Annotated in this window: 14 protein-coding genes; 10 read left to right on the forward strand and 4 right to left on the reverse strand. The window is 68.8% G+C overall.

Annotated features, from left to right (window positions below; translation table 11 throughout):
• Nucleotides 1-14: 14 nt before the first annotated feature.
• Nucleotides 15-761, reverse strand: a complete 747-nt coding sequence (locus tag JHD80_RS24675) for a 16S rRNA (uracil(1498)-N(3))-methyltransferase (protein ID WP_199092802.1) — start codon at nucleotides 759-761, stop codon at nucleotides 15-17.
• 205 nt (nucleotides 762-966) lie between these two features.
• Between JHD80_RS24675 and JHD80_RS24680 the strand changes: the two genes are divergently transcribed.
• Together JHD80_RS24680 and ubiA are read left to right on the forward strand one after the other, a co-directional pair.
• Nucleotides 967-1440, forward strand: coding sequence for a hypothetical protein (locus JHD80_RS24680; protein ID WP_199092804.1), 474 nt, complete (start codon nucleotides 967-969; stop codon nucleotides 1438-1440).
• A gap of 15 nt (nucleotides 1441-1455) precedes the next feature.
• The gene (gene ubiA / locus JHD80_RS24685; RefSeq protein WP_199092806.1) at nucleotides 1456-2436 is read left to right on the forward strand and encodes a 4-hydroxybenzoate octaprenyltransferase; all 981 of its coding nucleotides are present in this window, start codon (nucleotides 1456-1458) and stop codon (nucleotides 2434-2436) included.
• Between the two features lie 59 nt (nucleotides 2437-2495).
• On the opposite strand, the gene JHD80_RS24690 is transcribed toward ubiA, so the two are convergent.
• Entirely contained in the window at nucleotides 2496-2924 is a 429-nt protein-coding gene (locus JHD80_RS24690; RefSeq protein ID WP_199092808.1) for a DUF6101 family protein, read from the reverse strand.
• Between the two features lie 342 nt (nucleotides 2925-3266).
• Here JHD80_RS24690 and JHD80_RS24695 point away from each other — a divergent pair, with 342 nt between their 5' ends.
• From JHD80_RS24695 to lpxK, 5 genes are all read left to right on the forward strand, one after another.
• Nucleotides 3267-4094 carry a 3'(2'),5'-bisphosphate nucleotidase CysQ gene (locus tag JHD80_RS24695; protein WP_199092810.1) on the forward strand — a complete coding sequence of 276 codons (828 nt, stop codon included), beginning with the start codon at nucleotides 3267-3269 and terminating at the stop codon, nucleotides 4092-4094.
• 90 nt (nucleotides 4095-4184) lie between these two features.
• Nucleotides 4185-4427: a DUF4170 domain-containing protein gene (locus JHD80_RS24700; RefSeq protein WP_199092812.1), complete on the forward strand. Its 243-nt coding sequence runs from the start codon at nucleotides 4185-4187 to the stop codon at nucleotides 4425-4427.
• Nucleotides 4428-4469: 42 nt separating this feature from the next.
• The gene (locus JHD80_RS24705) at nucleotides 4470-5210 is read left to right on the forward strand and encodes a lysophospholipid acyltransferase family protein (protein WP_199092814.1); all 741 of its coding nucleotides are present in this window, start codon (nucleotides 4470-4472) and stop codon (nucleotides 5208-5210) included.
• Nucleotides 5207-6511, forward strand: coding sequence for a 3-deoxy-D-manno-octulosonic acid transferase (locus tag JHD80_RS24710; RefSeq protein ID WP_199092816.1), 1305 nt, complete (start codon nucleotides 5207-5209; stop codon nucleotides 6509-6511). The genes JHD80_RS24705 and JHD80_RS24710 overlap by 4 nt, the downstream gene beginning before the upstream one ends.
• Nucleotides 6511-7515: a tetraacyldisaccharide 4'-kinase gene (gene lpxK / locus JHD80_RS24715; protein WP_349237346.1), complete on the forward strand. Its 1005-nt coding sequence runs from the start codon at nucleotides 6511-6513 to the stop codon at nucleotides 7513-7515. Before JHD80_RS24710 ends, lpxK begins: the two co-directional genes overlap by 1 nt.
• A 12-nt stretch (nucleotides 7516-7527) precedes the next feature.
• Here lpxK and JHD80_RS24720 read toward each other — a convergent pair whose 3' ends face one another.
• Complete coding sequence (locus JHD80_RS24720) at nucleotides 7528-7749, reverse strand: DUF2093 domain-containing protein (RefSeq protein WP_199092818.1); 222 nt, start codon at nucleotides 7747-7749, stop codon at nucleotides 7528-7530.
• Nucleotides 7750-7859: 110 nt separating this feature from the next.
• Between JHD80_RS24720 and JHD80_RS24725 the strand changes: the two genes are divergently transcribed.
• Entirely contained in the window at nucleotides 7860-8675 is an 816-nt protein-coding gene (locus tag JHD80_RS24725; protein WP_248311761.1) for a dienelactone hydrolase family protein, read from the forward strand.
• A 3-nt stretch (nucleotides 8676-8678) separates the two neighbouring features.
• Here the strand turns inward: JHD80_RS24725 and xseA are convergent, their stop codons facing one another.
• On the reverse strand, nucleotides 8679-10277 hold the full coding sequence (gene xseA / locus JHD80_RS24730; protein ID WP_199092822.1) for an exodeoxyribonuclease VII large subunit: 1599 nt from the start codon (nucleotides 10275-10277) through the stop codon (nucleotides 8679-8681).
• Nucleotides 10278-10508: 231 nt separating this feature from the next.
• On the opposite strand from xseA, the gene purD reads away from it, so the two are divergent.
• The gene (purD, locus tag JHD80_RS24735) at nucleotides 10509-11786 is read left to right on the forward strand and encodes a phosphoribosylamine--glycine ligase (protein ID WP_199092824.1); all 1278 of its coding nucleotides are present in this window, start codon (nucleotides 10509-10511) and stop codon (nucleotides 11784-11786) included.
• A 33-nt stretch (nucleotides 11787-11819) separates the two neighbouring features.
• Nucleotides 11820-12674 (forward strand): alpha/beta hydrolase (locus JHD80_RS24740; protein ID WP_199092826.1); only part of this gene is annotated, 855 nt, incomplete at its 3' end.

Genomic DNA, 12674 nt, shown 5'->3' on the forward strand with positions numbered 1-12674 from the left:
TGCCCGCCCTCCGCTCAGGCTCTCGGCCAGTCTCCGAGAACCGCCTGGACCAGAGCCAGAGCTGCGACCGCCGCGGTATCCGCCCGCAGGATGCGCGGGCCGAGCGAGATCGGCAGGGTGTTGGGCCGTGCGCGGATCAGCTTCCGCTCGGCCTCGTCGAAGCCGCCCTCGGGGCCGATCAGCACGGCCAGAGGCGCAGGCCCATGCGCCGCCAGGGCGGCAACCGGGCTTTCCTGCGCCATGTCTTCGTCGCAGAAGACCAGCAGCCGCTCCGGCGCCAGGCCCGAGAGCGCGGCTTCGAGCGGCCGCTCGGCCTCGATCGCCGGCAGATTCAGGATACCGCATTGCTCGGCCGCTTCGACGGCATTGGCGCGCAGGCGATCGAGGTTCAGCCGCGAAACCTGGGTGCGCCGGGTCAGCACGGGCTGGAGGAGGCCGGCGCCCATCTCGACTGCCTTCTGCGCCATGTAGTCGAGCCGCGCATGCTTCAGCGGCGCGAACAGGTAATGCAGGTCGGAGGCCGGCGGCTGCGGCTTCGTCTGCCGGACCAGCTCGAGATTGGCCTGCTTGCGTCCTTCCGGCACGAGGCGAGCCAGCCATTCGCCGTCGCGCCCGTTGAAGACGAGCACCGTGCCGTCGACCCGCAGCCGCAGCACGTTCAGGAGGTAATTGGCCTGCTCGCGCTCCAAGGGAAGAATCGCCGCCGGAGCGAAGGCTTGATCGACGAAGAGCCGGTGCCGGGCAAAATCGGGAACGGACATGGGCGCAGGCGCCTCCGGAAATCGATGACAGCGTCGCGTGCTGTGGAAAAACGCCACAATCCTGCTTTAGTAGCGAGCCCTTCCCAAAAGGCTACCCATAGACTCGCAAGGGTCGTTGGCGTTAACAGCGCCTGCTGGTAAGGACATGTTCAAGGACCGGCCAGGCGGACCGGCAATCCGGAGTAAGGACACCATGCGGCGTTGGATGGCTTCAGGCGTTTTCGCGGTGCTCGGCCTTGCCGCGGCCCCGTTCCTGGCGGCTGCCCCCGCATATGCGCAGGCCTCGGGTTGCGAGCAGCTCCAGAAGCTGATCACCGAGCGCCAGTCGATCGTCGCGCGGCTCGCCGCCGCCCAGAAGGCCAAGAAGAAGATGACGCCGCAGGAGGCCTGCGGCACATTCGGCCGTCTCTCCAACAATGGCGACGCCGCGATCAAGTTCGCCAGCGCCAATCAGGACTGGTGCCAGATTCCCCCGTCCTTCATCGAAGGCATGCAGGCCGACAACAAGAAGGTGGCCGGCTTCCGCGCGCAGGCCTGCAACGCGGTGAAGCAGCAGGCCGAGATGCAGCGCCGCGCCCAGCAGCAGCAGCAGGCGCGGGGCGGCAGCCCGTTCGGCGGCGCCGATTCCGTCACCAGCGGCGCCGGCGGCGGGATGCGCGTCCCGCAAGGCGCGCTCTGACCGGCGCCCGGCGCCATGCCCGATCCGGCCTCTCCGGGAACGATCCCGGGGCGTGACGCCCCCCTCCCCGGCGCGCCTTTACCGGATGCGCTCAAGGGGCATTGGGTCGACACGCGGGCTCCCCATGCGACAAGGCCTTTCCTGAAGCTCGCCCGGATCGAGCGGCCGATCGGCTGGTGGCTTCTACTCATGCCGTGCTGGTGGGCGGCCGGGCTTGCTGCCATCGCCGCCGGCCAACCCTATCCCAATCCCTGGCATTGCCTGCTCTTCTTCGTCGGCGCGGTCCTGATGCGCGGGGCGGGCTGCACCTTCAACGACATCATCGACCGCAAGCTCGACGCCGAGGTTGCGCGCACACGCGGCCGGCCGCTGCCCTCCGGACAGGTCACGGCGAAGGCCGCGGCGCTGTTCATGGTCGCGCAGGCACTGGCCGGGCTGGTCGTGCTCCTGCAGTTCAACCGCTTCACGATCGTCCTCGGCATCGCTTCGCTCGTGATCGTCGCGATCTATCCGTTCATGAAGCGGATCACGAACATGCCGCAGTTCGTGTTGGGCCTGGCCTTCTCATGGGGCGGGCTGATGGGCTGGAGCGCCGTATTCGGCCGGCTCGATCCGCCCGCCTACCTGATCTATGCCGCCTCCATCGCCTGGACCGTCGGCTACGACACGATCTACGCGATGCAGGACCTGGAAGACGACGTCATCGCCGGCATCCGCTCGAGCGCGCGCTATTTCGGCGACCGTACGCGCGAGGCGGTGGCGCTTTGCTTCGCGCTGGCGGCGGTGCTGACGGGCACCGCGATTTGGCTGGTCGGCGGCGGGGCTTTCGCGTGGCTGGGCTTTGCCGCCTTCGCCATCCATCTCGGGCGGCAGGTGACGCGCATCAACGGCGCGACCGCACCCGAAGCGCTCGGGATTTTCCGGTCTAACCGCGATGCCGGCCTGCTTCTGGCAGCCGGGCTCGCGCTCGATGCGATGAGCCGCGGCTGGTTCTAGCGTTCTCGTTCCGCATCGGCTTTGCCCGAAAACCGCAGTCCACTTTTCGGGCCGATGCTTCAGTCCGTCATCCGGTCGCCGCTGACGATCACCGGCAATTCGGCGAGGCGGCCTGTCTTGCGGCGGGTCAGGAAGCGCGGGCGACGGCCGCTCAGCAGGCCGTGGCGGCGGCGGATGCGAACCGCGCCGAGCGCGACCCGGCCGAGCTGCGGATAGGGCTCGCTCACCACGCCATCGGCGCCTTCGAGCAGGAGCGGCAAGCCGCTGGTGCGGCCGAAATCCCGCCAGAGCGCAACCGCGTCCTCCTGAGCAACTGACGCCACCACGATGGAACGGCCGTCGCCGGCCGTCAGGGCCAGTTCGAAACGCTCGTCGTCGCCGGCCGGATTGGCCAGGCGAAGCGCGACGCCACGCCAATTGGCGGTGCCGCGCAGGATCCGCACGGAGCCGACACGCTCGATCGCCGGGGCGAACGGACGATCCGGCATCGGGTTGCGGGAAACGATCGCGGGGGTTGTCGGACCACCGGAGAGAACAGGCACAAAACCGCTCTCTCCGGCGGCCGGCGTGACGCTGGCCATCGGTTGTAACGCCTCTCTATAATCCCTGCTGCTACGGAGCCCTCTGTCGATGCCGGGGCTCTCGTGCTTGCCCTGTGAGGATGGCGGCCAGCTGTGTCCGAGCGCTTAAGGGGTTGGGTTAAAGGAAGGTGTTTCCGCCCCAATCGGCCGCCAACCGAGCGCTTTCCCGCCGGATGCTTGACGGAATCTTTCGATCCGCAGCCGCATTTTCGGCTTGAAACAGCGACTTTCACGGCCGATAGGAAAGCCATGAACGCCACCACGCTACCGATCGCAGCCGAGCTGCTGAAGGCCGTCGGCGAAAGCTGCCTCGAAGCCGGCGCGATCGCTGTGGACCTGTTCCGGCCCGGTGCGGCAACGGCCGCGCGGACCTGGTCGAAGAGCGGCGGCTCGCCCGTCACGGAGGCCGATATCGGCGTCGATACCTTCCTGCGTATCCGCCTGTCCGAATTGCTGCCGGAGGCCGCCTGGCTCTCCGAGGAGACGGTCGACGACGCCCAGCGGCTGTCGCATCGCTATGTCTGGGTCGTCGATCCCATCGACGGCACGCGCGCCTTCATGCAGGGCTCGCCGGACTGGGCCGTCTGCATCGCGCTGCTGGATCAGGGCGCACCGATCCTCGGCATCGTCCATGCGCCGGCCTGCAACGCGACCTATCGTGCGCTCGCGGGCGGGGGCGCGACGCTCAATGGCGAAACGATCTACGCCTCTTCCGCGGACAGCCTGGCCGGCGCGCGCATTGCCGGCCCGAAGCCGATGCTCGATGCGCTCGCGCAGTTCGAGAGCTTCGAAGCCGTCGGCCGCATTCCGTCGCTGGCGCTGCGTCTCACGCGCATCGCCGACGGCACGATCGATGCCGGGCTGATCTCGCCCGATGCCCGCGACTGGGATCTGGCGGCGGCCGATCTCGTGCTGAGCGAGGCCGGCGGGCGGCTGACCGACGGCGAGGGCCGGCCCGTCGTCTATAACCGCGAGGTGCCGGTCCATGGCATGCTCGCGGCGAGCAACGGCAAGCTGGCAACCTCCTTGCAGGCGGCGATCGACCGGTTGCGCGACGGACGGACGCAGCCCGCCTGACGATTTTTTTTCAACGCTCCAGGCGCGGCCCGCTCGCATGGGCGGCCGGGATGGCTTATGGGGGCGCCACAGCCCTCGCAGGAGAGTTCGATGAGCACCGAGCCTGAACAGAAACAGCTTCTTCACCTCGTGCTGGGCGGCGAGCTCGCATCGCTCGACGGCATCACCTTCAAGGACCTGTCGAAGCTCGACATCGTCGGCGTCTTCCCGAACTATGCCACAGCCCACACGGCCTGGAAGGCGAAGGCGCAGCAGACCGTCGACCAGGCGCAGACGCGCTATTTCATCGTGCATCTCCACCGCCTGCTCGACCCCGAGACCGCCAAGGCCTGAGCCGAAGCGGCTTTCGCAAGACAGGACCCGACGACAGGACCTATGGGTTTTTCGATCCTCAAGACGCGCGTGGCGCAGGAAACGCTCGGCCGGATGCTGGCCGGCTATCTGCGCTTCGTGCAACGCACGAACCGGATCGTCTTCGAGCCCGCCGATATCTACGACCATGTCCGGCCGGAACTGCCGCTGATCTTCGCGATGTGGCACGGCCAGCACATCATGATCCCCTTCGCGCGGCCGGACTGGATGCCGGCCTGCTCGCTGGTCTCGCGCCATGGCGATGGCGGCTTCAATGCGGTCGCGCTGCGCGAGCTCGGCATCGGCGCGATCCGCGGCTCGGGCGCGCTCGGCAAGAAGATCCGCGAGAAGGGCGGCGCCAGCGCCTTCCTCGCCATGGTCCGGCGGCTTGCGGCCGGCGACACCATGGTGCTGACAGCCGACGTACCGAAGCGGGCCCGCATTGTCGGTCCCGGCATCATCTCGCTGGCGCGCGCCTCCGGCCGTCCGATCCGCGCGGTCGCGGTGGTGACGAGCCGCCGCATCGATTTCAATAGCTGGGACCGCGCCTCGATCGGCCTGCCCTTCGGGCGCTGCGCCATCGTGGTCGGCGAGGCGATCTATGTCGCGCGCGACGCCGACGAGGCGACGCAGGAAGCGGCGCGCCTCGCGCTCCAGGCCAGCCTCGACGACGTCCATGCCCGCGGCTACGCGCTCGTCGGCAGCCGCGACCCGGGCGCCGGCCTGCGCGACAAGCAGCAAGCCGCGGCCGGAGCGCCGGCATGAGCGGCAAGGGGGCTATCCTCCGCAGCTACCGCTACGCGACAAGGCTGCTGGAGCCCGCGGCCGCTGGGCTCCTGCTCTGGCGCCGGCGGCGCGGCAAGGAAGATCCCGAGCGCCTCGCCGAGCGCCGCGGCCATGCCAGCGTCAAGCGGCCGAACAAGCCGCTGGTCTGGCTCCACGGCGCCAGCGTCGGCGAGACCGTGACGCTGCTGCCGCTGATCGCCAAGCTGCAGAAGCGCGGCTTCGGCGTGCTGGTAACCTCGGGCACCGTGACCTCGGCCAAGCTGATGGCGGCGCGCCTGCCCGGCGGCGTGATCCATCAATACATCCCGCTCGACGTGCCCCGCTATATGCGCCGGTTCATGGAGCATTGGCGCCCGGACCTGTGCCTGATCTGCGAATCCGAGATCTGGCCGAACCTTCTGATCGAAGCCCAACGGCGCGACCTCCCCGTCGTGATGGTCAATGGCCGGATGTCGGAGCGCTCCTTCGCGCGCTGGTACAAGATGCCGAAGACCTCGCGCTTCCTGCTCTCCTGCTTCGAAGCGTGCCTCGCGCAATCGCAGGGCGATGCCGAGCGGCTGGCCCAGCTCGGCGCGCCGCGCGTCAGTGTTGCCGGCAACCTGAAATTCGACGTGCCCGCGCCACCGGCCGATCCCGACACGCTCGCGATCCTCGACGGCCAGACGACCGGCCGCCCGGTCTGGATCGCCGCGAGCACGCATCCGGGCGAAGATGAGTTGGTGCTCGCCGCCCATCTCGCGATCAAGCCCTATTTGCCGAAGCTGCTGACCATCATCGCGCCGCGCCATCCGCAGCGCGGCCCGGATATCGAGGCGCTGGCGGAAGCGAACGATGTCGCCGTCTCGCGCCGCGCGGCCGGCGGCAGCCCGGAACGGAATGTCGATCTCTATGTCGCCGACACCGTCAACGAGCTCGGCCTGTTCTACCGGCTGTCGCAGGTGGCCTTCCTCGGTGGCTCGCTGGTCGAGGGGATCGGCGGGCACAATCCGATCGAGCCGGCCAAGCTCGGCTGCGCGCTGCTGCACGGGCCGCATGTCCATAATGCCGTCGAGATCTTCGCCGCCTTCGACCGCGACGGCGGCTCGCGCGAGGTCGCGGATGCGCAGGCGCTGGCCGGCGCGGTCCATCGCTGGCTGAACAACCCGGCCGAGGCCCGGCAGGCGGCCCGCGCTGCGGCGCAGACGGCCACCGAACTGGGCGGCGCGCTGAACCGCACGCTCCACGCGATTGAGCCCTTGCTGATGCGGGTCGCGATCGGCCAGCGCGAGAGCGCCCCCTGATGCTGCGTGCCCCGCGCTTCTGGTGGCGGGACAAGCCCACGCTGCTCGCCCGGCTGCTCCAACCGCTCGGCGTCCTTTATGGCCGGATCACCTTGCGCCGGATGCGGCAGCCTGGCGTCGAAGCCGGCCTGCCCATCATCTGCGTCGGCAATTTCATCGCCGGCGGTGCCGGCAAGACGCCGACGGCGATCGCGCTGGCGCGCCTGCTGGGGGAACGGGGCGAAAAGCCGTTCGTGCTGATGCGCGGCTATGGCGGTCGGCTCGCCGGGCCGGTCGAAGTCGATCCGGATCGCCATCGCGCAGCCGATGTCGGCGACGAGCCGCTCCTGATGGCGCGTCATGCCCGCACCGTCATCGCCCGCGAACGGGCGGCAGGCGCAAGGCTGGCGCGCGGCCTCGGCGCCAGCGTCGTGGTGATGGATGACGGCTTGCAGAACCCGTCACTGGCGAAGCATCTCAGGCTTGCGGTGGTCGACGGGGCGAGCGGCGCCGGCAACGGATTGTGCCTGCCGGCCGGCCCTTTGCGGGCCCCGCTCGCCGAGCAGATGAGCGAAGCCGACGCCATCGTCGTGATCGGATCGGGGGGCGCAGGCGAACGCGTCGCCGCCATTGCGAGGGCACAGAAGAAGCCGGTTCTTGCTGCCATTCTGAAACCAGCGGACGCCGCCGTCGCGCAGTTGCGCGGGCAGAAGATCGTGGCGCTGTCGGGGATCGGCCGCCCCGAGAAATTCACGGCGACACTGCGCGACGCAGGAGCGACCGTCGTCGCCGAACAAGCCCATGGCGATCACCACGCCTATGGACAGGGCGATGTCGCGGCGGCGCTCGCAGCGGCACGCGAACATGGCGCCCTGATCGCGACGACGGAGAAGGACTGGACCAAGCTCGCGCCGCTCTGGCCCGAGGATGCGCTGGGATCGCTGGTCGTGGTGCCGGTCTCGCTCGTCTTCGCGGAGCCCGAGGCGATCGCCGGCTTACTGGACACTCTCGCCAAAGCGGGCTGAGAGCGGCCTTCCTCAGGCCCGACCGGCGCGACGCAATCTCAGCAGCGCGGCTTCAGAGGAGGCATAGGCCTCCTGCCATTCGATCGACCAGTAGCGGAGATCGTCGAGGCGGATCGGCGCGCCGGTCACGGCGCATCGCACGAAGGCACCCGGCTTGACGACTCGGAACTCGCCGGGGCCGTAATCGACGATGGCTTCAGGGCCGTGAGGCGGAAGGCGCTCGCTGATATTCATCAAAATTGCATCAAATCATTGATCGGGAAACGGAAAGCCGGGATACTCCGTGGTTTGTGATAACCTTCTGGTCGGCGATGTCCAGTCTTCAGCGCCTCATGGCGTTCCTGATGAGCCTTGCGCTGCTCGCGGCAGCGCCTGCCGCCCGCGCAGGCGGCTACGAGCGCGTCGCCATTCCCAGCGAGCAGGGGCCGTTGACCGGCGTCTTCTACCTGCCGGCCGGCGCGGGGCCTTTCCCGGCCGTGATCGCCTTGCATGGTTGCGGCGGCTTGTGGCGTGAGCATGGCCAACTCTCGATGCGGCACGCCGATTGGGGCGAGCGGCTCGCCGCCGCCGGCTTCGCCGTGCTGATGCCGGACAGCTACGGCTCGCGCGGGCTTGGCTCGCAATGCGGTGTGAAGGATCTGACGGTCCGGGCCGGGCGCGAGCGCGTCGCCGATGCGGCCGCAGCGCGAATCTGGCTACAGCAGCGCAACAATATCAAACGCGATGCCATCTCCCTGCTCGGCTGGTCCAGCGGCGGCCTGACCGTGCTGACGGCGATCCGCAAGGAGCAGACCCCGACCGACGGCAAGCCCGATTTCAAGCGGGCTGCCGCGTTCTACCCTGCCTGCCGGAGCCAGTCGGAATCGCCGAGCTTCTCCGCCCGCATCCCGCTCCTGATCCTGATGGGCGATGCCGACGACTGGACGCCGGCGGCGCCCTGCAGCTATCTCGCCAAGGCCGCCCAGGCGCGCGGCGAGCAGGTCGGGCTCGTGCTCTATCCGGGCGCGCTGCATGATTTCGACCACCCGCGCCTCGAGGTGAAGGAGCGCGAGAATATCGCATATTCCGCCAGCGGCACCGGCAAGGTCACGGTCGGGACCAACATGGCGGCGCGCGAAGATGCGCTGAAGCGGGTCAAGGCCTTCCTGACCGCGCCCTGAGCCTCAGAACAGATCGCCCTGCGATCCTGGCGTCGATGTCTTGCGGACAGGGCGCGGCGCGAGTGGCCTCGTCCCTCCGGACTCGCCACCACCCGAGACCGTGACGCCGAAGCTGCCATCGGCGAGCTGGACCGAAAGCGCCCTGCCCGGCTGGGCGGCCTCGACGCCGCGAACCAGCGCCCCGGCCTCGTCGCGGATCAAGGCATAGCCGCGAGAGAGCACCGCCTCCGGCCCGAGCGAACGGATCAGCGTCCAGAGCGAGGCGAGTCGGTCGGCACGACGATGCAGCGCCTGGCCGAAGGCGCGTTCGATACGCTGGGACAGCACGGTGACACGCTCGCGGCGCAGGATCAGGCTCTGGCCGAAGGCATTGCGCGCGCGCGTCTCCAGCGTCGCAAGTCGGTCGCGTGCATTGGCGATCCGGGTGCGCTCGCCGGCCACGGCATTGCCCCTGGCGGCGGCGAGCGCGCGCCCGAAACCATCAAGTTGCGTCCGCAAGCGAACGAGCTGAACGCGGGGCGAGCGCGCCTCCAGGCGGCGTGACAAGGCCTGCAAGGCCTGCTCATGGGCACGGGCATTGCGAGCCAATGCAGGGGCCAGCCGCGTCGCCGCGAGATCGAGCCGCTGGCGCGGGCCGGAGAGAACGGCCTCGGGTCCGGGCAAGGCGCGGGCGAGCGCCCTGAGATCGCTGCGGCGGCGATCCGAGAGGCGAAGCATCGCGCCGGCATGGCGGCGTGCGAGATCGGCGACGAAGCCCATCAGTTCAGCCCGGACGGGCACGACCTTCTCGGCCGCGCCTGTCGGCGTCGGCGCGCGCAGGTCCGCGGCGTGGTCGATCAAGGTCCAGTCCGTCTCGTGGCCGACGGCGGAGACCAGCGGAATCTCGGAGGCCGCCGCAGCGCGGACCACGACCTCCTCGTTGAAGCTCATCAGGTCTTCGAGCGAGCCGCCGCCGCGCGCGACGATGATGACGTCGGGACGCGGAATCCGCCCGCCCACGGGAAGCGCATTGAAGCCCGCGATGGCGTTGGCGACCTCGGCGGCGCTGGTCTCACCTTGCACCCTCACCGGCCAGACCAGGACATGGCGGGGAAAACGATCCTCGAGGCGGTGCAGAATGTCACGGATCACCGCGCCGGTCGGCGAAGTCACGACGCCAATGACCGAGGGCAGATAGGGGATGAGTTGCTTGCGCTCCTCGGCGAAGAGGCCCTCCGCGGCCAGCCGCTTGCGGCGTTCCTCCAGCAGCGCCATCAGCGCGCCGGCCCCGGCCAACTCCAGCGAATCGATGACGATCTGGTAGCTCGACTTGCCGGCGAAGGTGGTGATCTTGCCGGTGGCGATGACCTCCAGCCCTTCCTGCGGGCGCGTCTTCAGGCGACCGAACACGCCCTTCCAGATCACCGCGTCGATCTTGGCGTTGGTGTCCTTCAGCGAGAAATAGACATGGCCGGAGGCGACCGGGCCGCGATAGCCGGAAATCTCGCCGCGCACGCGCACGAAGCCGAAATTATCCTCGATCGTACGCTTCAGCGCCCCGGAGAGATCCGAGACTGACCATTCCGGCGCATTGCCGCTCGTCTGCTGCGATTCGCTGTTCATGCCCGGACCATAGCGGGAGGGAGAAGTCAGCAGAAGCGTTGCCCGCGAGGCGCTGTGCCGCTATTGCGCAAGAGTCCTTTCGGCCGATCTCAGCCCTCATCCTGAGGAGCCGCGCCTGCGGCGTCTCGAAGGATGTTCCAGCGCGCTCTGGAGTATCCTTCGAGACGCGTTCGTCAGGAACGCTCCTCAGAATGAGGGCTCACAAACCCGCCAACGCGGATCGGAGCCAGCATGAAAATTCTTCTGATCGGTTCGGGCGGCCGCGAGCATGCGCTCGCCTGGGCGATTTCGGCCTCGCCGCTCTGCCACACGCTGTTCATCGCGCCGGGCAATCCCGGCACGGCCCATTGCGGCGAGAATGTCGTGATCGATATCGCCGATCATGCCGCGGTCGTCGCCTTCTGCCATCTGCAGGGGATCGGCCTCGTCGTCGTCGGGCCGGAAGGTCCGCTGGTCGCCGGCATCGCCGACGATCTCCGCGCTGCCGGGATCAAGGTCTTCGGCCCGTCGAAGGCCGCGGCCCAGCTCGAAGGTTCGAAGGGCTTCACCAAGGAGCTCTGCGCCGAATTCGATATTCCGACCGCCGGCTTCGGCCGCTTCGGCGATGCCGCTTCCGCCAAAGCTTACGTCGCCAAGCAAGGCGCGCCGATCGTGATCAAGGCCGACGGGCTCGCCGCCGGCAAGGGCGTGATCATGGCGGAGACGCTGGATGAGGCGAACGAGGCCATCGACATGATGTTCTCGGGCGGCTTCGGCGCGGCCGGCGCCGAGGTCGTGGTCGAGGAATGGATGATCGGCGAGGAAGCGAGCTTCTTCGCGCTCTGCGACGGCACGCACGCCCTGGCGCTGGCCTCGGCACAGGACCACAAGCGCGTCGGCGACGGCGATACCGGCCCGAATACCGGCGGCATGGGCGCCTATTCGCCGGCCCCCGTGATGACGCCCGCGCTGACCGAGCGCGTCATGGCCGAGATCATCCGGCCGACGCTCGCCGGCATGGCGAAGCGCGGCACGCCGTTCCAGGGCGTGCTCTTCGCCGGCCTGATGATCACGGCGCAGGGGCCGAAGCTGATCGAATACAACACCCGCTTCGGCGACCCGGAATGCGAGGTGCTGATGCCGCGCCTCAAGAGCGATATCGTGCCGGCGCTGCTCGCCGCCTGCGACGGCGTGCTCGACCGGGTCGACCTGCGCTGGCGCGACGAGGCGGCCTTGACCGTCGTACTCGCGGCCAAGGGCTACCCGGAGAAGCCGGAGACCGGCAGCATGATCCGCGACGTCGAGAACGCAGAGGCGCTGGACGATGTCCTCGTCTTCCATGCCGGCACGAAGCTTTCGAACGGCGATCTCGTGGCGAATGGCGGTCGCGTGCTCAACGTGGTCGCACTCGGCAAGACCGTCGGCGAGGCGCAGGCGCGCGCCTACGTGGCCGTCGACAAGATCGACTGGCCCGGCGGCTTCTGCCGTCGCGATATCGGCTGGCAGGCGATCAAGCGCGAGCAAGGCTGACAGGGAGGCTGGCGCGGCGCTATGCTGCCGCGCATGGCGAACATCGACTCCCTCTTCCCCGGCTTCAAGGCGCACTGGATCGACGGGCCGGTCGGCAAGATTTTCGCACGCGTCGGCGGCGAAGGCCCGCCGCTGGTGCTGATCCACGGCTTCCCGCAGACCCATGCCGAATGGCATCGCCTGGCGCCGGAGCTGGCCAAGACCCACACCGTCGTCTGCCCGGACCTGCGCGGTTATGGCTGGTCGGCGGCGCCCCATGGCGATGGCGGGAAGGAGACCTACACCAAGCGCGGCATGGCCGAGGATATCGTCGCCGCGATGGAGGCGCTCGGCCATATCCGCTTCGGCGTGATCGGCCATGATCGCGGGGCGCGCGTCGCCTATCGCCTCGCACTCGACCATCCCGGCCGCGTCGAGCGGCTCGTCCTGCTCGACATCCTGCCGACGGTCTCGATGTGGGAGGGCATGAACGCGGCGCGTGCCATGCAGGTCTATCACTGGACCTTCCTGGCCCAGCCCGAGCCGATCCCCGAAAACCTGCTCAAGGCCGATCCGGTCGGCTGGCTCGACCGCACCATCGCGAGCTGGAGCCGGGCGAAGAATCTCGACCTGTTCGATCCCCTGGCGATGCGATCCTATGCGGAATCCTTCAGCGATCCCGCGCGCACCCACGCGGCTTGCGAGGATTATCGCGCCGGCGCCACCACCGATATCGAACACGACAAGGCCGATCTGGCGGAAGGCAAGCGCATTCTCTGCCCGGTGCAGGTGCTCTGGGGCGAGGCCGGGATTCCAGCCAAGGGCGCAAGCCCGATCGATGTCTGGCACCAGACCTTCGCACCGCAGGCCGAGGGCCAAGCGATCGACAGCGGCCATTTCCTGCCCGAG

Origin of the sequence: Allobosea sp. ASV33 (assembly GCF_016428755.1) — a bacterium.
Lineage (GTDB): Bacteria > Pseudomonadota > Alphaproteobacteria > Rhizobiales > Beijerinckiaceae > Allobosea.

Excerpts from the sequence above, each read along its gene's own strand:
- JHD80_RS24675 (WP_199092802.1), bottom strand. The coding sequence starts at position 761 with ATGTCCGTTCCCGATTTTGCCCGGCACCGGCTCTTCGTCGATCAAGCC.
- JHD80_RS24680 (WP_199092804.1), top strand. The coding sequence starts at position 967 with ATGGCTTCAGGCGTTTTCGCGGTGCTCGGCCTTGCCGCGGCCCCGTTC.
- ubiA (WP_199092806.1), top strand. The coding sequence starts at position 1,456 with ATGCCCGATCCGGCCTCTCCGGGAACGATCCCGGGGCGTGACGCCCCC.
- JHD80_RS24690 (WP_199092808.1), bottom strand. The coding sequence starts at position 2,924 with ATGCCGGATCGTCCGTTCGCCCCGGCGATCGAGCGTGTCGGCTCCGTG.
- JHD80_RS24695 (WP_199092810.1), top strand. The coding sequence starts at position 3,267 with ATGAACGCCACCACGCTACCGATCGCAGCCGAGCTGCTGAAGGCCGTC.
- JHD80_RS24700 (WP_199092812.1), top strand. The coding sequence starts at position 4,185 with ATGAGCACCGAGCCTGAACAGAAACAGCTTCTTCACCTCGTGCTGGGC.
- JHD80_RS24705 (WP_199092814.1), top strand. The coding sequence starts at position 4,470 with ATGGGTTTTTCGATCCTCAAGACGCGCGTGGCGCAGGAAACGCTCGGC.
- JHD80_RS24710 (WP_199092816.1), top strand. The coding sequence starts at position 5,207 with ATGAGCGGCAAGGGGGCTATCCTCCGCAGCTACCGCTACGCGACAAGG.
- lpxK (WP_349237346.1), top strand. The coding sequence starts at position 6,511 with ATGCTGCGTGCCCCGCGCTTCTGGTGGCGGGACAAGCCCACGCTGCTC.
- JHD80_RS24720 (WP_199092818.1), bottom strand. The coding sequence starts at position 7,749 with ATGAATATCAGCGAGCGCCTTCCGCCTCACGGCCCTGAAGCCATCGTC.
- JHD80_RS24725 (WP_248311761.1), top strand. The coding sequence starts at position 7,860 with ATGAGCCTTGCGCTGCTCGCGGCAGCGCCTGCCGCCCGCGCAGGCGGC.
- xseA (WP_199092822.1), bottom strand. The coding sequence starts at position 10,277 with ATGAACAGCGAATCGCAGCAGACGAGCGGCAATGCGCCGGAATGGTCA.
- purD (WP_199092824.1), top strand. The coding sequence starts at position 10,509 with ATGAAAATTCTTCTGATCGGTTCGGGCGGCCGCGAGCATGCGCTCGCC.